This is a genomic window from Pseudomonas sp. NPDC008258, assembly GCF_042956345.1.
GTDB lineage: Bacteria > Pseudomonadota > Gammaproteobacteria > Pseudomonadales > Pseudomonadaceae > Aquipseudomonas.
On the sequence record NZ_JBIBGE010000004.1, the window covers coordinates 110,545 to 132,392 of the forward strand.

Genomic DNA, 21,848 nt, shown 5'->3' on the forward strand with positions numbered 1-21,848 from the left:
ACAAAGGGGCCGCTGCGCGACCCTTCGCGGGCTTGCCCGCTCCCACAGAGAGTTTCACAGCCTTCAAGGCTTGCGCTGTCCTGTGGGAGCGGGCAAGCCCGCGAAGGGCTGCGCAGCAGCCCCGGCTATCTCAATTTGGAATGAGTTCGATCAGGCAGAATCGCCCCTGCACTTCCAGCCCCAGTAACTCATCGTTGCCTTCAAGCCGCAGGCAGTCATACAACCCCAGGCGCTGCGTCTCGCGCCCGGCAATTGTCACCTCGACCTGATTACAGGCCGCAAACAGCAATACCGTGGACGCCGAGCTATACAAGCGGTTGGTACCATCCAGCCATTGCAACCGCGCCCGGTACCGCTGCGGTGCATAGATCAGGTTGAAATCGCGAATCGGCCCGCCCAGCAGCTTGCAGCTGACCTGGCTTTCGCCGCTGAACGCAAACGCATCAAACGGCAACAGCGGCCGGCTGGCCTGGCCATCGACCAACAAGCGCATGCCGTCGCCCTGCAACACGGTGATGATCCGCTGGTAGCCGGCGAAGGTGGAAAAGCCGCCAGACTCCTCGATGTCGGCAATCGACAGGCGCCAGCCAAAGCCGTCCAGCCCTTCGCCACTGTCACGGGTAATCTCTTCGGTGAAACCGCCGCCGTTCTTCCACGGCATGCGCGGGTAGTCCTGCGCACGCAACAACTGCAACTGGCTCATTTACTGAAACGTCCTTCCAGGCGATGACGGGAACCGGGGTGGATCAGCCGTGCGGCGGTCACCGGCTGGCGGCCGGACCAGGTGCGACGGCGAATGAGCAGGCAAGGTTCGCCCTGCTCGATCTGTAGCAAACGGCATTCTTCCGGCTCGGCCAGAATCGCCTCGACCACATGTTCGCCCTCAGTCAATGGCGCAACCTGGGACAGGTAGGCGTAAGGCGTCTGCCGGGTGAAATCCTGCTTGAGGTAGTCGGGGGCAATCGCCGCGTTGACGTAGCGGTCCTCGATTTGCACCGGCACGCCATTCTCGAAATGCACGATCAACGAGTGGAACACCCGCTGGCCTTCACGCATGTCCAGGGCCAACGCCCGTTCGGAGCCGGCAGCTTCCTCATTGAGGGTGATCACCTGGCAGCTATGCTGGTGGCCGCGTGCGGCGATTTCGTCGGCGATGTTGTTGACCTCGAACAGTGCCGAACGGCCCTTGGGCTCAGCCACGAAGGTACCCACGCCTTGCATGCGCACCAGCAGGCCTTCGGCCGTGAGCTCCCGCAATGCGCGGTTGATGGTCATGCGGCTGAAGCCCAGCTCGCTGACCAGTTCGCTCTCCGAGGGTACCCGGTGATGGGGTGGCCAGCTGCCGTTGTCGATCTGCTGGATGATCATCTGTTTGACCCGGGCATACAGCGGCGCCGGGCCCTCGCCCATCTGGGCAACCAGCGCGGAGACAGGAGGTGTCGGCACGGCGTTGAGTCCTTTGCAATGGAATGAGCGGTAGCTTGCCGCAGTTTACCCGGCAGGCAAACGCCTGTATATGTATATACAAGTTAACAATAACAGGATTTCACCGATGTCCGCCTACTTCGCCGAACGCGCCCTGCTACCTACGGGCTGGGCCAGCCATGTGCGTATCGAGGTCGCCAGCGATGGCCATGTGACCCGCATCGAGCCGGGCGCTTCGGCCGAGGGCGCCGAGCGCCTGGCCGGCCCGTTGCTGCCCGGCATGCCCAACCTGCACTCGCATGCCTTCCAGCGCGCCATGGCAGGCCTTGCGGAAGTAGCCGGCAACCCCAACGACAGCTTCTGGACCTGGCGCGACCTGATGTATCGCCTTGTCGGCCAGATCAGCCCGGACCAGTTGCAGGTCATCGCCCGCCAGCTGTACATCGAGATGCTCAAGGCTGGCTACACCTCGGTGGCCGAGTTCCATTACGTGCACCACGACCAGGCTGGCAAGGCTTATGCCGACCCGGCCGAACTGTCCCGCCGGATCAGCGCGGCTGCGACCGACACTGGCATTGGCCTGACCTTGCTGCCGGTGCTTTACAGCCACGCCGGGTTCGGCGGCCAGGCGCCTAACGAGGGGCAGCGGCGCTTTATCAATTCCACCGAACAGTACCTGCAACTGCAAGCGCAACTCGCCCCGCTGCTGGCCGCCCAACCGGCGCAGCAACTGGGCCTGTGCTTCCACTCGCTACGGGCAGTGACGCCAGGGCAGATCGCCGAGGTGCTGGCCGCCAGCAACAAGCTATGCCCGGTGCATATCCATATCGCCGAACAGCAGAAGGAAGTGGACGACTGTCTGGCCTGGAGCGGCCTGCGCCCGCTGCAATGGCTGTATGAGCATGTGGATGTAGACCGCCGCTGGTGCCTGGTGCATGCCACCCATGCCGAGCCGGAGGAAGTCACCGCCATGGCCCGCAGTGGCGCGGTGGCGGGGCTGTGCCTGACCACGGAGGCCAACCTGGGCGACGGCATTTTCCCGGCGGTGGACTACCTGGCGCAGGGCGGGCGCATGGGCATTGGTTCGGACAGCCATGTGTCGCTGAGCGTGGTGGAAGAGCTGCGCTGGCTGGAGTATGGCCAGCGTCTGCGTGACCAGCGGCGCAACCGCCTGTATCGCGGCGATCAGCCGATGGTTGGGCGCACGTTGTATGACGCGGCACTGGCAGGCGGCGCGCAGGCGCTGGGGCACGCGGTCGGGGAACTGGCCGTGGGCAAGCGTGCCGACTGGCTGGTGCTCGACGGGCAGGACCCTTACATCGCCTTGGCGGATGGCGATGCCATTCTCAACCGCTGGCTGTTTGCGGGTGGCGATCGCCAGGTGCGGGATGTAATGGTGAATGGGCAGTGGGTGGTGCGCCAGGGGCGCCATGCGCAGGAAGAGCAAAGCGCGCAGGCGTTTGCCGAGGTGTTGCGCCAGCTCTTGGGCTGATTGGTTGCCTGTTCCGGCCCTATCGCCGGCAAGCCAGCTCCCACAAGGTCACTACAGGTATTGAGAACTGTGCAGTACCTGTGGGAGCTGGCTTGCCGGCGATGAGGCCAGCAAGGCCAACATCAATGCATCTTGACGATTTGCTGATCCGACGCCCGCCAGATCAGCCGGCTGGTGTCATAACCCTGCTGCCGCGCCTTGGACAACAGGCTTTCACGTTCCCAGGCTGGTAGCGTCGGCGTGCGTGACAAAATCCACAGGTACTTGCGGTCCGGGCTGCCAACGATTGCCGTGCGGTAGTGATCGTCCACATACAGAATCCAGTATTCCCCCCGAGCCACGCCAGGCACCAGCTTGGTGAACCAGTTATCGAACTCTACCCACAGCTTGTCGGTATGCCCCGGTTCCTGAATGCTGGCGTGCCCCTCGGCACGCAGCCACTCATCACCCATGGTGCGGCAGCGGTTGAGCACCCCGAAGGTGCCATCCGGCTTGAGGTTGTAATGCGCTTCGGATTGCTCACAGCCGGTCTGGTAGCGCATCGGCAGGCGCGCCAGTTCAAACCATTTACCCTGGTAGCGCTTGAGGTCGACATTACCGGCGGTTTTCGGCGCCAGAGGGTCGTGCACGGAGCCTGCGCAACCGCCCAGCAGCAGCGCCAGGCATACCCCCATCAGCAGGTACACACGCCTCATTTGAGGCCCTGCCCTGAATACATCAGCACCTTGTCAGCTGCGTACTGCACGCTGATGAAGCTCTTCTCGTCCCCCCAGGTGCAGCTGCTCATGCCCAAAGCGCCAGAGCACTCGGTCGGCGTGCCGAGCAACTGCTCGACCTCGGCCTTGTTCATACCGGCCTTGATCTTGGAATAGTTTTCCTGGTTGATCTTGCTGCAGGCAGTCAGGACGACGCACAGCGACAACAGGGCGAGGGAACGCAACGACATGAAGGACACTCCTGGAGAGATGAGACAGGCGAGTGGCCTGCAGTGACCTTCGACGTGAAAATCCCTCCCAGGTTCCCTGCCCTACCCTGTTTGCCCCTACACCATTGGTCGGATGGCCACTACTGTGCGATTAATCACAAAGCATTAATCACCGCCCAATAAAAAGCCGCCCCCTGTGGGAGCGGCCTTGCGTCGCGATGGCCTGCGCAGCAGGCCCCTGCAATCTCAGAACCTGGACCCAGGCTCCAGCAGAAAGTCCATCTCTTCGCTGGTACTCGGCCGCTCCAGCATCAGGTTGCGGTGCGGGAAGCGCCCGAACCGGGCGATTACCCGCTGGTGCTGCTCGGCGTAGTCGAGGAAGCCTTCGAACAACCGGCGGTTGGCCTCGGGCTGCTCGTCCAGCAGCATCTGGTAGCGCTCCACGCACAGGTTCTGCCAGTCCAGCACCTCGGCATGCTCCAGCACCAGCAGCACGAACACCCGCTGAATCGGCAGCAGCTGATAGTCCCAGCCCTTCTGCAGGCCCTGCATGGCCACAACCTGGGCACGCCGGTCACCCTCGAAGGCCCGCGGCGTGTCGCGATAGATCATGCGCGGCAGCTGGTCCAGCAGAATCAGCAGGCCCAGCCAGCCCTGCGGACTCTGCTGCCACTCGTCGAGCCCGCCCGCCAGGGCGTGCTCCATCAGGTCGCCGAACAGCGCCTGGGCGTCGGCATCGTGATGCTTGCCAAACCACAGCGTGCTCTTCTCGTCAGCCACGGCCTGGGGACTGGTGCCCCAACCGAACCACCACTCCAGCAACGGCTGCCAAGGTGCGAGCATGACTTACTCCTTGTGGTAGGCGGTAACGCGCTCGACCTCTTCCTTCGAGCCGAGGATGACCGACACACGCTGGTGCAGGCTCTCTGGCTTGATGTCGAGGATGCGATCGTAACCGTTGGTGGAGGCGCCGCCGGCCTGCTCGATGATGAACGACATCGGGTTGGCTTCGTACATCAGGCGCAGCTTGCCCGGCTTGCTTGGCTCGCGGGCGTCACGTGGGTACATGAACAGGCCGCCACGGGTCAGGATGCGGTGCACATCGGCCACCATCGAGGCGATCCAGCGCATGTTGTAGTTCTTTTTCAGCGGGCCGGTCTCGCCTGCCAGCAGCTCGCCCACGTAGCGCTGTACCGGGGCTTCCCAGTGGCGCTGGTTGGACATGTTGATGGCGAACTCGGCGGTGGTTTCCGGCACGCGGATGTTTTCGTGGGTGAGCACGAAGCTGCCCAGCTCGCGGTCCAGGGTGAAGCCTTTGACGCCGTTGCCCAGGGTGAGGATCAGCATGGTCTGCGGGCCGTAGATGGCGTAACCGGCGGCGACCTGCTGGGTGCCTGGCTGCAGGAAGGCGTTTTCGTTCAGGGTTTCGTTCTGGCTCAGGTACTCGTTAGGGCAACGCAGTACCGAGAAGATGGTGCCGACCGAGACGTTGACGTCGATGTTCGACGAACCGTCCAGCGGGTCGAAGACCAGCAGGTAGGCGCCTTTCGGGTACTTGCCCGGGATCTGGTAGGCGTTGTCCATTTCTTCGGAAGCCATGCCGGCCAAGTGGCCGCCCCACTCGTTGGCTTCCAGCAGGATGTCGTTGGAGATCACGTCCAGTTTCTTCTGGACTTCGCCCTGCACGTTTTCAGTGCCCATGCTGCCCAGCACACCACCCAAGGCGCCTTTGGACACGTGATGGCTGATTTCCTTGCACGCACGCGCCACCACTTCGATCAGGAAGCGCAGATCGGCAGGTGTATTGTTGCTGCGGGTCTGCTCAATCAGATAGCGACTCAGGGTAACGCGGGACATGTATGGCTCCGAACGGATTGGGGGATGAAAAACCCCCGCAGTTTACAGGGAGAGTTGCAGGCTAGCGAGTGATGAGACTCGCCACGGCTCTCTGACGGCACAATAGGTCGGTAGTTCAGCGTGCGCCAGGCCGGTGGTCAGGTTGTGGGGCCATTCGCGGGCACGCCCGCTCCCACAGGTGCTTCACAAAACCTGTGGGAGCGGGCGTGCCCGCGAAGAGGCCAGTAAAGGCCTACCTCAATCCAGTGCCTTCCAGATCTCGGTCGCATATTCGCGAATGGTGCGGTCCGACGAGAACCAGCCCATCCGCGCCGTGTTCAACACCGCCATGCGCCACCACTCCTGCGGCGTGTGCCACAGCTCCTCGACCCGCCGCTGGGCATCCCAGTAGGCATCGAAGTCGGCACATACCAGAAAGCGGTCATAGGCCACCAGCCCATCGATCAACCCGGCATAGCGCGAAGGGTCGTCCGGCGAGAACACCCCACTGCGAATCGCCTGCAGCACATCATTCAGGCGGTTGGACTCGGCAATCGCTGCACTGGCGCCAAAATCACCCGCCTTCTTGCGCGCCTCGACCTGCTGGGCGGTCAGGCCAAAGATGAACATGTTGTCGGCACCCACCTGCTCGCACATTTCCACGTTGGCGCCATCGAGGGTACCGATGGTCAGCGCGCCGTTCAGGCCGAACTTCATGTTGCTGGTACCAGAGGCTTCGTAACCGGCCGTGGAAATCTGCTCGGAAAGGTCTGCCGCCGGAATGATGCTTTCAGCCAGGCTGACGTTGTAGTTGGGCAGGAACACCACCTTCAGCAACCCACGCACGGTCGGGTCGTTGTTCACCACCCGGGCAATGTCGTTGGTCAGTTTGATGATCAGCTTGGCCTGGTGATAACTGGCCGCTGCCTTGCCGGCAAAAATCTTCACCCGCGGTACCCAGTTGGTACCAGGGTCGTTGCGTATGGCCTGATACAACGCCACGGTGTGCAGCAGGTTGAGCAACTGGCGCTTGTATTCGTGGATGCGCTTGACCTGCACGTCGAACAGCGCCTCGGGGTTTACCGTAACGCCGATGCGGTCCTGGATGATGCTGGCCAGGGCGCGTTTGCTGTGCAGGCGCTGCGCGGCGAACTGCTTGCGAAACGCCGGTTTTTCGGCAAATGGCACCAGGCCAGCCAGACGCCCTTCAGGGTCGTCCTTGATTTCTGGCCCGAGCGCTTCAACCAGCATATCGGTCAGCTGCGGGTTCGACTGGTACAGCCAGCGGCGGAAGGTAATGCCGTTGGTCTTGTTGTTGATGCGCTGCGGGTAAAGCTTGTGAAGCTCGGAAAATACCGTGCTCTTCATCAATTTGCTGTGCAGTGCCGACACACCGTTGACGCTGTGCGAGCCCAGGAACGCCAGGTTGCCCATGCGCACCCGGCGGCCGTTGTCTTCCTCGATCAGCGACACCGCGCGCAGCACATCGAAATCGTGCAGGCCTTTGGCCCGTAATGCGTCGATATGGTAGGCGTTGATCAGGTAGATGATCTGCATGTGCCGCGGCAGCATGCGCTCCATCAGTGCCACCGGCCAGGTTTCCAGGGCCTCGGGCAGAAGGGTGTGGTTGGTGTAGGCGAGCGTGCCGACGGTCAGCTCCCAGGCCTTTTCCCACGGCACTTCGTGCTGATCCACCAGCAACCGCATCAACTCGGCTACGGCAATCGAAGGGTGGGTATCGTTAAGCTGGATCGCCGCCGCATCGGGCAGGTTGAGCAGGTCTTTGTGCATGTTCAGGTGGCGGCGCAGCAAGTCTTGCAGCGAAGCCGACACAAAGAAGTACTCCTGGCGCAGGCGCAGCTCCTGCCCGGCCTCGGTGCTGTCGGCCGGATACAGCACCCGCGAGATACTCTCTGCACGGGCGACTTCGGCCACAGCCCCCAGGTGATCACCCGCGTTGAAGCGCTCCAGATGCAACTCTTCCAGCGCCCGCGCACGCCACAAGCGCAGGGTGTTGACGCTGGACCCGCGCCAACCGACCACGGGCGTGTCGTAGGCTACCGCCCGCACCGTTTCACCCGGCGACCAGACCTGGCGCTGGGCTCCGTTGCCATCGCTCACGGTTTCGACGCTGCCACCGAAGCTGATCGGGTAGATCACCTCGGCACGCTCGAACTCCCAAGGGTTGCCGAAATCAAGCCAGTTTTCGGTCTGTTCCTGCTGCCAGCCATCGACCACAGCCTGACGGAACAGACCGTGCTCGTAGCGGATGCCGTAACCATGGGCGGCAATACCCAGGGTGGACATACTTTCCATGAAGCACGCTGCCAGTCGGCCAAGGCCCCCGTTACCCAGCGCGGCATCGGGTTCGAGCAGGCGGATGCGCTCCAGGTCCACGTCCAGCCCTTCCAGTGCATCGCGGGCGATGTCCAGCAGCCCCAGATTGCTCAGGCTGTCGTACAGCAGGCGCCCGATAAGAAATTCCAGGGAAAGGTAGTACACCCGCTTCTGGCTGCGTCGATAGGCCTGGCGGGTATGGTCCATCCAGTGGTCGACCATGTGATCGCGCGCAGCCAGGGCAATGGCTTCGAACCAGTCATGGTCGAAGGCGTGCTCCGGGTCCTTGCCGACCGCATAGGTCAGCTTGTTCAGTACGGCGGCGCGAAAATCCGCGACTTCGGCGTCACGTGCTTTGGGTTCCTGGGACATGCGACATCCTCGGGCAAGTTGACGAAAGCGGAGGGAGAGTGATGAGACTAGACCCTTCGACAGGGAGCGACAGTTACTGTTCGCAGTTTTCATGCCCACTCTGCGAATTCGGCAAAAGGTTGTTCATATTTTGAACAATTCCGGTATCATCGCGCGCCCCGAGACCGTGATCCACCCTATAAAGATGAAAACGACCCTGATCGCCGCCGCCGAAGTCGACCGCCTGGAGACTTGGCAGCGCTATGCCAGCCACATGTGCGGTGGCTGCCACTCGACCTGTTGCACCCTGCCGGTGGAGGTGAAGATCAAGGATCTGATCCGTATCGGTGTGGTAGACGAGTTCGAAAAAGACGAGCCGCCGAAAAACGTGGCCAAACGCCTGCAGAAGGAAGGCATCATCGAGCGCTTCAACCAGAAGTCGGGGATCTTCACCCTGACCCGGATGAGCAACGATGACTGCATGTACCTGGATCGTAAAAGCCGCCTGTGCACCATTTATGACAAGCGCCCGGATACCTGCCGCAACCACCCCAAGGTCGGGCCGCGGCCGGGGTATTGTGCGTACAAGCCCAAGGTGGTTGGGCGCTAAGCGTTAGCCTTCAAGGGCCTCTTCGCGGGCTTGCCCGCTCCCACAGGATCTGCGCAATATTCAAGGCCTGCACAGTACCTGTGGGAGCGGGCAAGCCCGCGAAACGGCCAACGCAAAATCCGCAGGCATAAAAAAACGCCCCCGGCCTTTCGGCCGGGGGCGTCTTATTTCTGCTTGAAGCAAACCTGAGCTCAACCAGCCTGAAAAAGCTTGCCCCGATACCGTATAGCTACGACCAAAGCCGCGACAGCCAGCCCGAATGACATCAGCCCTGCCACCACCACCTTAAACTTTATTGATTGATTGTTCCAAGCGATGACTTGCTGATGGAATCGATCATCGAAAAGGACACGGCCATCCAACGTGGCCAGTTCACGCACTTGGCTGCCGTCGTCCAGGCGCTCCACCGTCAAGGATACCTTCTTGTTTATTCGCAGCCCTGACTCCTTGTACAACGCCGGATACGTATAGATCCCTTTGCCATACCGTACTCCATCCAGCGTGTATGCAACTGCAAAATGCATGATCGAACGATTATGTTCCCAAGTGTCCGGGTAGCCCGATACACGCCCCTCGACGAACGTCAATCTGGAAAAATCAGGAGCCTTGTATACTTTTAAGTCACTGTAATACAGCGCTGCAAATGGCAGCACCGTACACATCATAATTAACAGTAATTGAATCTGCCTCAACGGAGGGGAGGCTCTGTATATCTTTACAAACTCGGACGTTGAATACACAAACCCCTCCTTATGCCTCGCCGAAACAATGCAGCACTGCTGAGCTTCAGTGATACCTGTCAACACCCCAATTACCACCGCCAGGCTCGATAATTTGTATAGGGCCAATATCAATATTCCACTCTGGGAACTCTATAGGGCCGACGCCAACACCCCAACCGGAGCCAGTCAGTGGAGTGACCTGACCCCCACCACTGTCGCCCTCGATGTATCCGCCACCACTGGGCACGCCCACCCCATATATGTAAATGGAGTTACTGCCAAGCGAAACGTCATGGGTATCAGGATCCCACTGACCCACCGCAATGCCACCTGAGTAGCTCGCGATTATTTGATCAAGGGATGCAAGTGTCAAGTCAGGCGCTACCCAGTAATCCGGATACACCGCATTATTATCTGAGACAAAATATTTTTCCAGAACGGGAGCGACAGTAGATTCATACAGCTTACCAACCACATCGGAGTTTAAGATCCCTGCCGCACTAGCCATCAAACCTATGCCAGTAAAGACAGTAGCAGCGGAACCTGCCCCCGCCAGCAGTGTAATTCCTCCGACAATCCCGGCAACATTTCCAATCAGACTCAAGACATCCCCTGTTTCAAATTCCTTCTTCGTCTGGTATCTCGCTGTAATCTTTAGAAGCACTGTAGTTGCCGCCAGCGTATTCGTCGTTATGTTCAGAAAAGGTGTAAACCCCGCCGTCAGCTTTACAATTTGCGTGACGCCTGCCACCGCCGCACCTGTCTGGGCACTCTGATTGACCAACGCAAAACCAGACTTGTCGCTATCGTACTGATCCACTATGGAGGTCGAAGCCGCCCCCACCGCGACGGGTGCTTCGACATAGCCCAAGATTATTTCGACTGTTTTAGCCATCTGCTATCACTCCTTTATCATCGTCTTGAAGGCGATACTCATGCGCAGACGGTTACAGCTTGCTGCGGGCGCCCGTGCGGCGTGCGGTACCTCGCCATTGAAAACGACAACCCTTCTTGGCTTGGGCTGTACCGACATAATGATGGTCTCCTTGCCAGCGTCGTAGAACATTAACTCGCCTCCCCAGCAAGTGGCCCAATGTTCACTACAGAACAGCATGACAGTTCGTCCCGGCGCCTCCGCGGTATTATCCCGATGTATAGGTCCATCCTGACTGGTGGTTTGTCCGTTCGCGTATACACCCAGCAATACTGCTGATGGCATATGAACGGCTTTGATGCGCGCCCATATGTCCGCCAAAAAAACCCAATCCGAACGGTCACGCAGCTCCTGTTCACAATCTTCCAACTTGTCTCTGCGGGAACCGGCTATGAAACTGTGCCAGCAAGGGCGTTCAAGCGGCGAATAAGGATAAGGCCACCCATAGCGCCACACCGAATCAGTAAGAAGCCGCAGGATTTGCGCATGCTCCTTATCGGTAAAACCGTCATCAATAATGCAAATATCTTTACCGACAACAACTTCAGACATATTCAGCCTCCCACCTTCAAACAAATTAGAGAGGCAGGAGACTAAAGAGCAATCAGACACCCGAGCACATGGAAACACGTACTCACGGGGTAGTATTTTCCGGAAATCTGACACCCTGAAATGGAGCTTTAGGTGATGGGAGTGCGCAAAAAAAACGCCCCCGGCCTTTCGACCGGGGGCGTTTTCATTCAGCCTGGGCTAACTCAGTTCTTGGCTTTCTTGGCAGCGCGGGTACGCTCGCCTTCGTCCAGGATCTTCTTGCGCAGACGGATCGACTTAGGCGTCACTTCGCACAGCTCGTCGTCCTGGATGAATTCCAGGGCCTGTTCCAGGGTGTGGCGAACTGGCGGTACCAGGGCGATGACTTCGTCTTTGCCCGAAGCACGCATGTTGTCGAGCTTCTTGCCTTTGGTCGGGTTCACGCCCAGGTCGTTGTCACGGCTGTTCAGGCCGATGATCTGACCGTTGTAGATCTCCTGGCCATGTTCAACGAACAGCTTGCCGCGAGCCTGCAGGGTTTCCAGCGAGTAGGTCAGTGCCTTGCCGGTCTCGACCGAAACCAGAACGCCGTTCAGGCGGCCGGACATCTGGCCCGACTTCATGGTGTCGTAGCGATCGAAGATCGAGGTCAGGATGCCTGCACCGTTGGTCAGGGTCAGGAACTGGTTACGGAAACCGATCAGACCACGGGCTGGAATGTTGTACTCCAGGCGCACACGGCCCTTGCCATCCGGCACCATGTTGGTCAGGTCGCCTTTACGCAGGCCCATCTCTTCCATGACCTTGCCCTGGGATTCTTCAGGGATGTCGATGGTGACGTTCTCGAACGGTTCCTGCTTCACGCCGTCAACTTCACGGATGATTACTTCAGGGCGGCCTACGGCCATCTCGAAGCCTTCACGACGCATGGTTTCGATCAGTACCGACAGGTGCAGCTCGCCACGGCCCGATACCTTGAACTTGTCAGGGGAATCGGTTTCCTGAACGCGCAGGGCAACGTTGTACAGCAGTTCTTTGTCCAGACGGTCCTTGATGTTACGGCTGGTGACGAACTTGCCTTCTTTACCGCAGAACGGCGAATCGTTGACCTGGAAGGTCATGGAAACGGTCGGCTCGTCAACGGTCAGCGGCTTCATCGCTTCTACCGCGTCCGGGGCGCACAGGGTGTCGGAGATGAACAGCTCGTCGAAACCGCTGATGCAGACGATGTCGCCAGCCTGGGCTTCTTCAACGTCTACACGGTGCAGGCCGTGGTGGCCCATCAGCTTCAGGATACGGCCGTTACGCTTCTTGCCGTTGGTGTCGATGGCAACAACCGGGGTGTTCGGCTTGACGCGACCACGGGCAATACGGCCAACGCCGATAACGCCGAGGAAGCTGTTGTAGTCCAGTGCGGAGATCTGCATCTGGAACGAACCGTCACGGTCAACATCCGGGGCCGGTACGTTGTCGACGATCGACTGGTACAGCGCGGTCATGTCTTCGCCCATTTCGGTGTGGTCCAGACCGGCAATGCCGTTCAGGGCCGAGGCGTAGACCACTTTGAAGTCCAGCTGCTCGTCGGTGGCACCGAGGTTGTCGAACAGGTCGAAGATCTGGTCCAGAACCCAGTCAGGACGCGCGCCCGGGCGGTCAACCTTGTTGATTACCACGATTGGCTTCAGGCCGGCTTCGAACGCCTTCTTGGTCACGAAGCGGGTTTGCGGCATCGGGCCGTCCTGGGCGTCGACCAGCAGCAGCACGGAGTCGACCATCGACATTACACGCTCAACCTCGCCACCGAAGTCGGCGTGGCCGGGGGTGTCGACGATGTTGATGTGGTAGCCGTTCCAGTTGATGGCGGTGTTTTTCGCCAGAATGGTAATACCGCGCTCTTTTTCCTGGTCGTTGGAGTCCATGACGCGCTCGTCGTTGAGCTCGTTACGCTCCAGGGTGCCGGACTGACGCAGGAGTTTGTCGACCAGGGTGGTTTTACCATGGTCAACGTGGGCGATGATGGCGATGTTACGCAGATTTTCGATCACAAGTGTATCTCGATCAGAGGATTCGGTTGCCGCCCAGTGTAGGCGGCCAATATGTACTGTTTAAGGCTCAGCGGGCCCGGTGGTCGGGAGGGCGATGGCGGATACTGCCGCCATACAGCCCCGGCGTCTTATGTCGGACGATAAACACGCACATTGGCATGTCCCTCACTGAGCAGGTGGTGTGCGTGCAAACGGCTCATCACACCTTTGTCGCAATACAGCAGGTACTGGCGCGTTGGGTCCAGGTGCTTGAACTTGCTGTTGATCGCGTAGAACGGCATGGCCTGGACTTCGATACCTTCCAGCACCAGAGGTTCGTCTTCCTGGGCATCGGGGTGACGAATGTCGATGACGATCTGGCCCGGCAGCGCCTCGGCCACTTCCTCGATTTCGATGTCCTTGCCCAGTTCATCGATCACGTGGTCGATGGAAATGAACTTGGCGCGCTCCAGGGCACGCTCCAGCACGGCCATGTCGAACTGCTTTTCTTCGTGCTCCATGCGGTGACGCTTGGCATGGGTGGTCGGGTTCACCGAGATCACGCCGCAGTATTCCGGCATGTGCTTGGCGAAGTCGGCGGTGCCGATTTCGGTGGCCTGGTCGATGATGTCCTGCTTGTGGCTGGCCAGCAGCGGGCGCAGTACCAGCTTGTCGGTGGCCGAGTCGATGATCGACAGGTTCGGCAGCGTCTGGCTGGACACCTGGGAAATCGCCTCGCCGGTCACCAGCGCGTCGATCTGCAGGCGGTCGGCCATGTGCGCGGCACCGCGCAGCATCATGCGCTTGAGGGTCACGCCCATGTAGCTGTTGTCGACCTTGTTGAGGATCTCGCCGACCACTTCTTCAAACGGCACGCTGATGAACAGCACGCGCTGGCTGCTGCCGTACTTCTTCCACAGGTAGTGGGCCACTTCCATCACGCCCAGCTCGTGGGCACGGCCGCCGAGGTTGAAGAAGCAGAAGTGGGTCATCAGGCCGCGGCGCATCATCTGGTAGGCCGCCACGGTGGAGTCGAAGCCACCGGACATCAGCACCAGGGTCTGCTCCAGGGCACCCAGCGGGTAGCCGCCGATGCCGTTGTGCTGGTTGTGGATCACGTACAGGCGCTGATCGCGGATCTCCATGCGCACCACGACCTCAGGCGCCTTCAGGTCGATGCCGGCGGCGCCGCACTGCTGGCGCAGCTGGCTGCCGACGTAGCGGTCGACGTCCATCGAGGTGAAGTCGTGGTGGCCGCCGCGCTTGCAGCGCACCGAGAAGCGCTTGCCGCCCAACAGGTGGCCGAAGTGGTGCTTGCACTTGGCGACGATGTCGTCGAAGTCACCCAGCGGGTACTCCTCTACCTGCAGGAAATGGGTGATACCCGGTGTGCAGGTGAGGCGCTCGATCATCTCGCGCTGGACTTTTTCGTCTTCGACGCGGGTGACCACTTCGAGATTGTCCCAGACACCATCGACCGCGAGCTCAGGATCAAGATCCTTGAGCACGTTGCGGATGTTCTTGGCGAGCTGGCGGATGAAACGCTTGCGCACCGGCCGGCTCTTGATGGTGATTTCTGGGAAGACTTTGACGATAAGTTTCATTGGTTAACAGCGCGCGCAGGGCCTGCCGAAAATGTGGGGCGCGAATTATAGCGGAAACTGCTCAGGATTTGACCAACTTTTGTACAGAAGGTCGGATTTATATTGGATGCACCGGCCTCATCGCCGGCAAGCCAGCTCCCACAGGTCATCCACAGGCCTCAAGACTTGCGCCCTACCTGTGGGAGCGGGCGCGCCCGCGAAGAGGCCCTCAAAGCAAGCACGCCACTCAAGCCGCGCACCACATCAGTGCACATCAATCAAAATACGCATCCAAAGAGTGCACTTTTGCGCCCCGACCCGCCGCGAAATGCCCGCAAACGCCCCCTTTTATCCCTCGCTCGCCATTTTCGGGCACTGGCATGCAATTTGCTCCCTTGTGAGGCAGGTAAGCTTGGCCGACTATCCGCGCCCGGCAACACCCTTTTTCCAGGGCAGCGGCCCACCGCGCTCTAGACCATCCGGAGGACAACATGTCGAAGTCGGTTCAACTCATCAAAGATCATGACGTCAAGTGGATTGATCTGCGTTTCACGGACACCAAAGGCATTCAGCACCACGTGACCATGCCGTCGCGTGATGCGCTGGACGAGGACTTCTTCGAAGTCGGCAAGATGTTCGACGGTTCCTCCATCGCTGGCTGGAAAGGCATCGAAGCTTCCGACATGATCCTGATGCCGGTTGACGATACCGCCGTGCTGGACCCGTTCACCGAAGAACCTACCCTGATCATCACCTGCGACATCGTCGACCCGTCGAGCATGCAGGGCTACGATCGTGACCCACGCGCAATCGCCAAGCGCGCCGAAGAGTACCTGAAGAGCACCGGCATCGGTGACACCGTATTCGCCGGCCCAGAGCCAGAATTCTTCATCTTCGACGAAGTGAAGTTCCAGTCGGACATCTCCGGCTCGATGTTCAAGATCTTCTCCGAGCAAGGCTCGTGGATGACTGGCGCTGACGTGGAAGGCGGCAACAAAGGCCACCGTCCAGGCGTGAAAGGCGGCTACTTCCCGGTTCCGCCGTTCGACCACGACCACGAAATCCGTACTGCCATGTGCAACGCACTGGAAGAAATGGGCCAGACCGTTGAAGTTCACCACCACGAAGTGGCGACTGCCGGCCAGAACGAAATCGGCGTCAAGTTCAACACCCTGGTGAAGAAAGCGGACGAAGTACAGGCCCTGAAATACGTCGTGCACAACGTTGCCGACGCTTACGGCCGTACCGCCACCTTCATGCCGAAGCCACTGTACGGCGACAACGGCTCGGGCATGCACGTGCACATGTCGATCTGGAAAGACGGCAAGAACACCTTCTCGGGTGAAGGCTATGCCGGCCTGTCCGACACCGCCCTGTACTTCATCGGCGGTATCATCAAGCACGGTAAGGCCCTGAACGGCTTCACCAACCCGTCGACCAACTCGTACAAGCGTCTGGTACCAGGCTTCGAAGCCCCGGTAATGCTGGCCTACTCGGCTCGCAACCGTTCCGCCTCGATCCGTATTCCTTACGTCGGCAGCCCGAAAGCCCGCCGTATCGAAGCACGCTTCCCGGACCCATCGGCCAACCCGTACCTGGCCTTCGCGGCCCTGCTGATGGCTGGCCTGGACGGCATCCAGAACAAGATCCACCCAGGCGATGCTGCCGACAAGAACCTGTACGACCTGCCACCAGAAGAGGCCAAGGACATTCCGCAAGTGTGCGGCAGCCTGAAAGAAGCCCTGGAAGAGCTGGACAAAGGCCGTGCGTTCCTGACCAAGGGCGGCGTGTTCTCCGACGACTTCATCGATGCCTTCATCGAGCTGAAGTCGGAAGAAGAAATCAAGGTCCGCACCTTCGTGCACCCGCTGGAATACGAGCTGTACTACAGCTGCTGATCTGAACGGCGCCTGGCGCCGGTCACATGATCAAGACGGCCTCCTTCGGGAGGCCGTTTTCGTTTCTGCGCCAGGCAAAAACCACCCTCACCGCGCTATGCTCTATCTTGGTGCACCCAAACGCACCATGCCCCTATTTGCTCCCCAATCTGGTTCACATGAAACGTTTCATCCAGAGTTTCTGATCCGAATTTGCGCAGATACAGGCCTTTATCGGCAGATCCCGCTTCTTTTCGGAGCTTTGGTTTGTTTCTTGCATTTCTTGCGGGTAGAGAGCTTCGCACCAGCGGGGCCACCGCACCTGGCCCTGGCCAAAGCAGTGCCAGGCAAGCGCCAAAAGAGGTCAACGACGCCTTATGACCATCAGCGATGCGCAGCACCGTCTGCTTCTGGACAACCTGACCACCGCCACGTTGCTGCTCAATGCCGAGCTGCGCCTGGAGTACATGAACCCGGCCGCGGAAATGCTGCTGGCCGTCAGCGGCCAACGCAGCCATGGGCAGTTCATCAGCGAGCTGTTCACTGAGTCGACCGAGGCGCTCAGTTCGTTGCGCCAGGCGGTCGAACAGGCGCACCCGTTCACCAAGCGCGAAGCGCAGCTCACCTCGCTGACCGGGCAGACCATCACCGTCGATTACGCGGTAACCCCTATCCTCAACCAGGGCCAGACCCTGCTGTTGCTAGAGGTGCACCCACGTGACCGGCTGCTGCGCATCACCAAGGAAGAGGCCCAGCTGAGCAAGCAGGAAACCACCAAGATGCTGGTGCGTGGCCTGGCCCACGAAATCAAGAACCCCCTCGGCGGCATCCGCGGCGCAGCGCAGTTGCTGTCACGCGAACTGCCCGAGGAAGGCCTGCGCGATTACACCAACGTGATCATCGAAGAAGCCGACCGCCTGCGTAACCTGGTCGACCGCATGCTCGGTTCGAACAAGCTGCCGTCGCTGGCCATGACCAATATCCACGAAGTACTGGAGCGCGTTTGCAGCCTGGTCGAGGCTGAAAGCCAAGGCTGCATCACTTTGGTGCGCGATTACGACCCAAGCCTGCCGGACGTGCTGATCGACCGCGAGCAGATGATCCAGGCCGTACTCAATATCGTGCGCAATGCCATGCAGGCGATCAGTTCGCAGAACGAACTGCGCCTGGGCCGCATCACCCTGCGCAGCCGCGCCTTGCGCCAGTTCACCATCGGCCACGTGCGCCATCGCCTGGTGGCGCGGGTCGAGATCATCGACAACGGCCCGGGCATTCCGCCGGAACTGCAAGACACCCTCTTCTATCCCATGGTCAGTGGCCGCCCGGACGGTACCGGGCTGGGCCTGGCCATTACCCAGAACATCATCAGCCAGCACCAGGGCCTGATCGAGTGTGAAAGCCACGCAGGCCATACCGCCTTCTCGATCTACCTGCCCCTGGAACAAGGAGCCACCGCCTCATGAGCCGAAGTGAAACCGTATGGATCGTCGACGATGATCGCTCCATCCGCTGGGTCCTGGAAAAAGCCCTGCAACAGGAAGGCATGACCACCCAGAGCTTCGACAGCGCAGATGGTGTGATGGGCCGCCTGGCACGCCAGCAACCGGACGTGATCATTTCCGACATTCGCATGCCGGGCGCCAGCGGCCTCGACCTGCTGGCACAGATCCGCGAGCAACACCCGCGCTTGCCGGTCATCATCATGACCGCCCATTCCGACCTGGACAGCGCCGTGGCGTCTTACCAAGGCGGCGCCTTCGAGTACCTGCCCAAGCCGTTCGATGTGGACGAGGCGGTCTCGCTGGTCAAACGTGCCAACCAGCATGCGCAGGAACAACAAGGGCTGGATGTGCCACAGAACCTGGCGCGTACCCCGGAAATCATCGGCGAAGCACCGGCCATGCAGGAGGTGTTCCGCGCCATTGGCCGCCTCAGTCACTCCAACATCACCGTGCTGATCAACGGCGAGTCCGGTACCGGTAAAGAACTGGTGGCCCACGCCCTGCACCGCCATAGCCCGCGGGCGGCGTCGCCGTTCATTGCCTTGAACATGGCAGCTATCCCCAAGGACCTGATGGAGTCCGAACTGTTCGGCCATGAGAAAGGTGCCTTCACCGGTGCTGCCAACCTGCGCCGGGGCCGCTTTGAACAGGCCGATGGCGGCACTTTGTTCCTCGACGAAATCGGCGACATGCCTGCCGACACCCAGACTCGACTGTTGCGGGTGCTGGCTGATGGCGAGTTCTATCGGGTTGGCGGCCATGTGCCGGTCAAGGTCGACGTGCGCATCATTGCCGCGACCCACCAGAACCTGGAGTCGCTGGTGCAGGCCGGCAAGTTCCGTGAAGACTTGTTCCACCGCCTGAACGTGATTCGCATCCACATCCCGCGCCTGGCTGACCGCCGTGAGGACATCCCTGCCCTCGCCCGCCACTTCCTCGCCCGTGCCGCCCAGGAACTGGCGGTAGAGCCGAAGATCCTCAAGCCGGAGACCGAAGAGTTCATCCGCAACCTGCCGTGGCCAGGCAACGTGCGGCAGATGGAGAACACCTGCCGCTGGATCACGGTGATGGCCTCCAGCCGTGAAGTGCTGATCGGCGACCTGCCGCCCGAGCTGCTGAACCTGCCACAGGATGCCGCACCGGTCACCAACTGGGAACAGGCCCTGCGCCAGTGGGCCGACCAGGCGTTGGCGCGTGGGCAGACCAACCTGCTGGACAGTGCAGTGCCGAGCTTTGAACGGATCATGATCGAGACAGCGCTCAAGCACACCGCCGGGCGGCGCCGGGATGCAGCGCTGTTGCTGGGTTGGGGGCGCAATACCCTGACGCGCAAGATCAAGGAGCTGGGGATGAATGTGGCTGGGGGGGATGACGAGGAAGGTGATGAGCACTGATTAAGCGTTTCGCCTGCCAGACCCCTGGGGCTGCTTTGCAGCCCATCGCAGGCAAGCCAGCTCCCACAGGTACCGCGCAAATCCTGATATCTGCGCGGTACCTGTGGGAGCTGGCTTGCCTGCGATGGGCCGCAAAGCGGCCCCAGCCATTTCAGCCCCGATGCACCGATCCTGTGCCCAATGCACCTCTCGAAGGCACAAATCCCCTCAAAACCCGGCCAAATCCCCCTCAAAGCCCAGCATTTGCGGGTTTTGCAAAATTGGCACGCCCCCTGCAATAGCTAATACATATCCAGTTTCGGGGGCCCTGGTACAGGCAGGCCGGGTGAACCCCTCTTTTATTTGCAGCACCGCCCGTTTCGGGGACCTCGGTACAGGCAGGCCGGGCCATCCCCTCTTTACACGCAGTACGCCGTAGCCCTTTTGGGGACCCTGGTACAGGCAGGCCGGGATATCCCCTCTTTTATTCGTGCAGTTTCACCTGCACCCGCCAACGCCCATCGTCCTCTGCACCGGCCCACTCGCCGTGCAGGGGACGCGCGGCCACCACTGTCAGCAACAAGCCTTCCTTGCTCTTCTGCACCCGCCAGCTCACCGGTTTGCCGTCCAGGGTCAATTGCCCTTGCTGGGCCTTGCCCTGGGCCTGGAACAGCAACCCAACCGTACCTTCCACGTTCTCGCCGTGCAGCTGCGGCTCTTCGTTGAACCAAAGGTCCAGGCCGTTCTGCACCACCTCGACCTCCTGCAACACCCGCTCTTCGGGCGTTGTCAGGCGGCCAATCATCAACCCGACCATAACGCCAACGATCGCCAACGACAGCATCATCCGCGGGAACGCCTTCGATCGCACGTCCGGTTCAGGGGTAGAATGCCCGTCATCTTCACGCTTGGAGCCGTGCATGTTTCACGTCATCCTTTTTCAACCAGAAATTCCGCCGAATACCGGCAACATCATTCGCCTGTGCGCCAACAGCGGCTGCCACCTGCACCTGATCGAGCCCATCAGCTTCGAACTGGATGACAAGCGCTTGCGCCGCGCGGGGCTGGATTACCACGAGTATGCCACGCTCAAGCGCCACGAGAGCCTGGCCGGATGCCTGGAAAGCCTGGGTAGCCCAAGGCTGTTCGCCTTCACCACCAAAGGCTCGCACCCTTTCCATGAAGTGGCCTACCAGCCGGGCGACGCCTTTTTGTTCGGGCCTGAGAGCCGCGGGTTGCCAGCCGAGGTGCTGGACAGCCTGCCGGCCGAGCAACGCCTGCGCCTGCCGATGCGGCCGGGGTGCCGTAGCCTGAACCTGTCCAATACCGTGGCGGTGACGGTGTATGAGGCCTGGCGGCAGAATGGGTTTGCCGGGAGCTGATCTTTCTCCTGTGCGGGCCCTTTCGCGGGCTCGCCCGCTCCCAAAGGGATCGCACCAACCTTAAGTACAGCGCTGTACCTGTGGGAGTGGGCATGCCCGCGAAGAGGCCCGCACAGGCAACAAAAAAGCGCCCCGAGAGGCGCTTTTTCTGAAGCCGGCAGCGATTACTGCACGGTCGGCGCTTCGCCCGCTTCCTGCATGCGCTGCATCTCTTGCGCGTACAGGGCGTCGAAGTTGACCGGCGACAGCATCAGTGCCGGGAACGAACCGCGGGTCACCAGGCTGTCCAGGGTCTCACGGGCATACGGGAACAGGATGTTCGGGCAGAACGCGCCCAGGGTGTGGCTCATCGAAGGGGCATCGAGGTTGGCGATCAGGAAGATACCCGCCTGCTGCACTTCAGCGATGAAGGCCACTTCGTCACCGTTCTTGACGGTAACCGACAGGGTCAGTACCACTTCGTGGAAGTCGCCTTCCAGGGCTTTCTGCTTGGTGTTCAGGTCCAGCGCGACGCTCGGCTCCCAGCTCTGGCGGAAGATCTGCGGGCTTTTCGGGGCCTCGAACGACAGGTCGCGCACGTAGATGCGCTGCAGGGAAAACTGTGGGCTGTTGTCTTCTGCAGCAGCGCCGTTGGTCTGTTGGTCAGTCATGGCAGATCCTTATCCTAATGTTTTTGAATGCAGTGCAAATCAGGCCGCCAGCAGCGCGTCGAGCTTGCCGGCGCGCTCCAGGGCATAGAGGTCATCGCATCCACCGACATGGGTGCTGCCGATCCAGATCTGCGGCACCGATGTACGGCCGGCCTTCTGGCTCATCTCGGCACGAACCTGCGGCTTGCCGTCGACCTTGATTTCCTCGAAGGCCACGCCCTTGCTCTCAAGCAGGTACTTGGCGCGCATGCAGTAGGGGCAGTAGTCGCTGGAATAGACGATGACGGGCTTCAT

General features: G+C 60.5%; 21 protein-coding genes. 6 read left to right on the forward strand and 15 right to left on the reverse strand.

Features of this window, described 5'->3' with window-relative positions; genetic code table 11:
- Positions 1 to 130: 130 nt before the first annotated feature.
- The gene (locus tag ACFY9W_RS04580) at positions 131 to 703 is read right to left on the reverse strand and encodes a HutD family protein (RefSeq protein WP_391126368.1); all 573 of its coding nucleotides are present in this window, start codon (positions 701 to 703) and stop codon (positions 131 to 133) included.
- Complete coding sequence (hutC, locus tag ACFY9W_RS04585; RefSeq protein ID WP_391126666.1) at positions 700 to 1,410, reverse strand: histidine utilization repressor; 711 nt, start codon at positions 1,408 to 1,410, stop codon at positions 700 to 702. Before hutC ends, ACFY9W_RS04580 begins: the two co-directional genes overlap by 4 nt.
- Positions 1,411 to 1,552: 142 nt before the next feature.
- On the opposite strand from hutC, the gene ACFY9W_RS04590 reads away from it, so the two are divergent.
- Positions 1,553 to 2,917, forward strand: a complete 1,365-nt coding sequence (locus ACFY9W_RS04590) for a formimidoylglutamate deiminase (RefSeq protein WP_391126371.1) — start codon at positions 1,553 to 1,555, stop codon at positions 2,915 to 2,917.
- A gap of 122 nt (positions 2,918 to 3,039) precedes the next feature.
- Here ACFY9W_RS04590 and ACFY9W_RS04595 read toward each other — a convergent pair whose 3' ends face one another.
- The 5 genes from ACFY9W_RS04595 to ACFY9W_RS04615 form a co-directional block, all read right to left on the reverse strand.
- Positions 3,040 to 3,612, reverse strand: coding sequence for a lipocalin family protein (locus ACFY9W_RS04595; RefSeq protein WP_391126374.1), 573 nt, complete (start codon positions 3,610 to 3,612; stop codon positions 3,040 to 3,042).
- Complete coding sequence (gene bamE, locus ACFY9W_RS04600; RefSeq protein ID WP_003249234.1) at positions 3,609 to 3,863, reverse strand: outer membrane protein assembly factor BamE; 255 nt, start codon at positions 3,861 to 3,863, stop codon at positions 3,609 to 3,611. The genes ACFY9W_RS04595 and bamE overlap by 4 nt, the downstream gene beginning before the upstream one ends.
- Positions 3,864 to 4,088: 225 nt before the next feature.
- Positions 4,089 to 4,685 carry a DUF924 family protein gene (locus ACFY9W_RS04605; RefSeq protein WP_391126377.1) on the reverse strand — a complete coding sequence of 199 codons (597 nt, stop codon included), beginning with the start codon at positions 4,683 to 4,685 and terminating at the stop codon, positions 4,089 to 4,091.
- A 3-nt stretch (positions 4,686 to 4,688) separates the two neighbouring features.
- Positions 4,689 to 5,699, reverse strand: coding sequence for a class 1 fructose-bisphosphatase (locus ACFY9W_RS04610; protein WP_009681216.1), 1,011 nt, complete (start codon positions 5,697 to 5,699; stop codon positions 4,689 to 4,691).
- Positions 5,700 to 5,936: 237 nt separating this feature from the next.
- A complete protein-coding gene (locus tag ACFY9W_RS04615; RefSeq protein ID WP_391126381.1) occupies positions 5,937 to 8,387 on the reverse strand; it encodes a glycogen/starch/alpha-glucan family phosphorylase in 2,451 nt (816 codons plus the stop codon).
- 184 nt (positions 8,388 to 8,571) lie between these two features.
- Between ACFY9W_RS04615 and ACFY9W_RS04620 the strand changes: the two genes are divergently transcribed.
- The gene (locus ACFY9W_RS04620) at positions 8,572 to 8,976 is read left to right on the forward strand and encodes a YkgJ family cysteine cluster protein (RefSeq protein ID WP_016712459.1); all 405 of its coding nucleotides are present in this window, start codon (positions 8,572 to 8,574) and stop codon (positions 8,974 to 8,976) included.
- Positions 8,977 to 9,167: 191 nt separating this feature from the next.
- Here ACFY9W_RS04620 and ACFY9W_RS04625 read toward each other — a convergent pair whose 3' ends face one another.
- The 5 genes from ACFY9W_RS04625 to thiI form a co-directional block, all read right to left on the reverse strand.
- Positions 9,168 to 9,716 carry a hypothetical protein gene (locus ACFY9W_RS04625; RefSeq protein ID WP_391126384.1) on the reverse strand — a complete coding sequence of 183 codons (549 nt, stop codon included), beginning with the start codon at positions 9,714 to 9,716 and terminating at the stop codon, positions 9,168 to 9,170.
- 46 nt (positions 9,717 to 9,762) lie between these two features.
- A complete protein-coding gene (locus ACFY9W_RS04630) occupies positions 9,763 to 10,593 on the reverse strand; it encodes a hypothetical protein (protein ID WP_391126387.1) in 831 nt (276 codons plus the stop codon).
- A gap of 6 nt (positions 10,594 to 10,599) precedes the next feature.
- Positions 10,600 to 11,184 carry a 2OG-Fe(II) oxygenase gene (locus ACFY9W_RS04635; protein ID WP_391126390.1) on the reverse strand — a complete coding sequence of 195 codons (585 nt, stop codon included), beginning with the start codon at positions 11,182 to 11,184 and terminating at the stop codon, positions 10,600 to 10,602.
- 203 nt (positions 11,185 to 11,387) lie between these two features.
- The gene (gene typA / locus ACFY9W_RS04640) at positions 11,388 to 13,208 is read right to left on the reverse strand and encodes a translational GTPase TypA (protein WP_201203572.1); all 1,821 of its coding nucleotides are present in this window, start codon (positions 13,206 to 13,208) and stop codon (positions 11,388 to 11,390) included.
- Positions 13,209 to 13,336: 128 nt separating this feature from the next.
- Positions 13,337 to 14,791 (reverse strand): tRNA uracil 4-sulfurtransferase ThiI, encoded by a 1,455-nt coding sequence (gene thiI, locus ACFY9W_RS04645; RefSeq protein ID WP_391126393.1) that lies wholly within the window; start codon positions 14,789 to 14,791, stop codon positions 13,337 to 13,339.
- Positions 14,792 to 15,261: 470 nt separating this feature from the next.
- Here thiI and glnA point away from each other — a divergent pair, with 470 nt between their 5' ends.
- From glnA to ntrC, 3 genes are all read left to right on the forward strand, one after another.
- Positions 15,262 to 16,668: a type I glutamate--ammonia ligase gene (glnA, locus tag ACFY9W_RS04650; protein WP_060500655.1), complete on the forward strand. Its 1,407-nt coding sequence runs from the start codon at positions 15,262 to 15,264 to the stop codon at positions 16,666 to 16,668.
- Positions 16,669 to 17,024: 356 nt separating this feature from the next.
- Positions 17,025 to 18,110, forward strand: coding sequence for a nitrogen regulation protein NR(II) (gene glnL, locus ACFY9W_RS04655; RefSeq protein ID WP_016712463.1), 1,086 nt, complete (start codon positions 17,025 to 17,027; stop codon positions 18,108 to 18,110).
- A complete protein-coding gene (ntrC, locus tag ACFY9W_RS04660; protein WP_391126398.1) occupies positions 18,107 to 19,543 on the forward strand; it encodes a nitrogen regulation protein NR(I) in 1,437 nt (478 codons plus the stop codon). The genes glnL and ntrC overlap by 4 nt, the downstream gene beginning before the upstream one ends.
- Before the next feature lie 463 nt (positions 19,544 to 20,006).
- Here the strand turns inward: ntrC and ACFY9W_RS04665 are convergent, their stop codons facing one another.
- Positions 20,007 to 20,444: a hypothetical protein gene (locus ACFY9W_RS04665; RefSeq protein WP_391126401.1), complete on the reverse strand. Its 438-nt coding sequence runs from the start codon at positions 20,442 to 20,444 to the stop codon at positions 20,007 to 20,009.
- Here ACFY9W_RS04665 and trmL point away from each other — a divergent pair.
- A complete protein-coding gene (gene trmL / locus ACFY9W_RS04670; RefSeq protein ID WP_391126404.1) occupies positions 20,443 to 20,904 on the forward strand; it encodes a tRNA (uridine(34)/cytosine(34)/5-carboxymethylaminomethyluridine(34)-2'-O)-methyltransferase TrmL in 462 nt (153 codons plus the stop codon). The genes ACFY9W_RS04665 and trmL overlap by 2 nt on opposite strands.
- Before the next feature lie 164 nt (positions 20,905 to 21,068).
- Here the strand turns inward: trmL and secB are convergent, their stop codons facing one another.
- A complete protein-coding gene (secB, locus tag ACFY9W_RS04675; protein ID WP_391126407.1) occupies positions 21,069 to 21,554 on the reverse strand; it encodes a protein-export chaperone SecB in 486 nt (161 codons plus the stop codon).
- A 39-nt stretch (positions 21,555 to 21,593) separates the two neighbouring features.
- Positions 21,594 to 21,848: a glutaredoxin 3 gene (gene grxC, locus ACFY9W_RS04680; RefSeq protein ID WP_003249204.1), complete on the reverse strand. Its 255-nt coding sequence runs from the start codon at positions 21,846 to 21,848 to the stop codon at positions 21,594 to 21,596.

Coding starts and splice junctions, on each gene's coding strand:
- ACFY9W_RS04590 (WP_391126371.1), top strand. CDS start 1,553: ATGTCCGCCTACTTCGCCGAACGCGCCCTGCTACCTACGGGCTGGGCC.
- ntrC (WP_391126398.1), top strand. CDS start 18,107: ATGAGCCGAAGTGAAACCGTATGGATCGTCGACGATGATCGCTCCATC.
- hutC (WP_391126666.1), bottom strand. CDS start 1,410: ATGGGCGAGGGCCCGGCGCCGCTGTATGCCCGGGTCAAACAGATGATC.
- glnL (WP_016712463.1), top strand. CDS start 17,025: ATGACCATCAGCGATGCGCAGCACCGTCTGCTTCTGGACAACCTGACC.
- secB (WP_391126407.1), bottom strand. CDS start 21,554: ATGACTGACCAACAGACCAACGGCGCTGCTGCAGAAGACAACAGCCCA.
- thiI (WP_391126393.1), bottom strand. CDS start 14,791: ATGAAACTTATCGTCAAAGTCTTCCCAGAAATCACCATCAAGAGCCGG.
- bamE (WP_003249234.1), bottom strand. CDS start 3,863: ATGTCGTTGCGTTCCCTCGCCCTGTTGTCGCTGTGCGTCGTCCTGACT.
- ACFY9W_RS04605 (WP_391126377.1), bottom strand. CDS start 4,685: ATGCTCGCACCTTGGCAGCCGTTGCTGGAGTGGTGGTTCGGTTGGGGC.
- ACFY9W_RS04615 (WP_391126381.1), bottom strand. CDS start 8,387: ATGTCCCAGGAACCCAAAGCACGTGACGCCGAAGTCGCGGATTTTCGC.
- ACFY9W_RS04610 (WP_009681216.1), bottom strand. CDS start 5,699: ATGTCCCGCGTTACCCTGAGTCGCTATCTGATTGAGCAGACCCGCAGC.
- ACFY9W_RS04620 (WP_016712459.1), top strand. CDS start 8,572: ATGAAAACGACCCTGATCGCCGCCGCCGAAGTCGACCGCCTGGAGACT.
- trmL (WP_391126404.1), top strand. CDS start 20,443: ATGTTTCACGTCATCCTTTTTCAACCAGAAATTCCGCCGAATACCGGC.
- grxC (WP_003249204.1), bottom strand. CDS start 21,848: ATGAAGCCCGTCATCGTCTATTCCAGCGACTACTGCCCCTACTGCATG.
- ACFY9W_RS04595 (WP_391126374.1), bottom strand. CDS start 3,612: ATGAGGCGTGTGTACCTGCTGATGGGGGTATGCCTGGCGCTGCTGCTG.
- ACFY9W_RS04665 (WP_391126401.1), bottom strand. CDS start 20,444: ATGCACGGCTCCAAGCGTGAAGATGACGGGCATTCTACCCCTGAACCG.
- glnA (WP_060500655.1), top strand. CDS start 15,262: ATGTCGAAGTCGGTTCAACTCATCAAAGATCATGACGTCAAGTGGATT.
- ACFY9W_RS04580 (WP_391126368.1), bottom strand. CDS start 703: ATGAGCCAGTTGCAGTTGTTGCGTGCGCAGGACTACCCGCGCATGCCG.
- ACFY9W_RS04635 (WP_391126390.1), bottom strand. CDS start 11,184: ATGTCTGAAGTTGTTGTCGGTAAAGATATTTGCATTATTGATGACGGT.
- ACFY9W_RS04630 (WP_391126387.1), bottom strand. CDS start 10,593: ATGGCTAAAACAGTCGAAATAATCTTGGGCTATGTCGAAGCACCCGTC.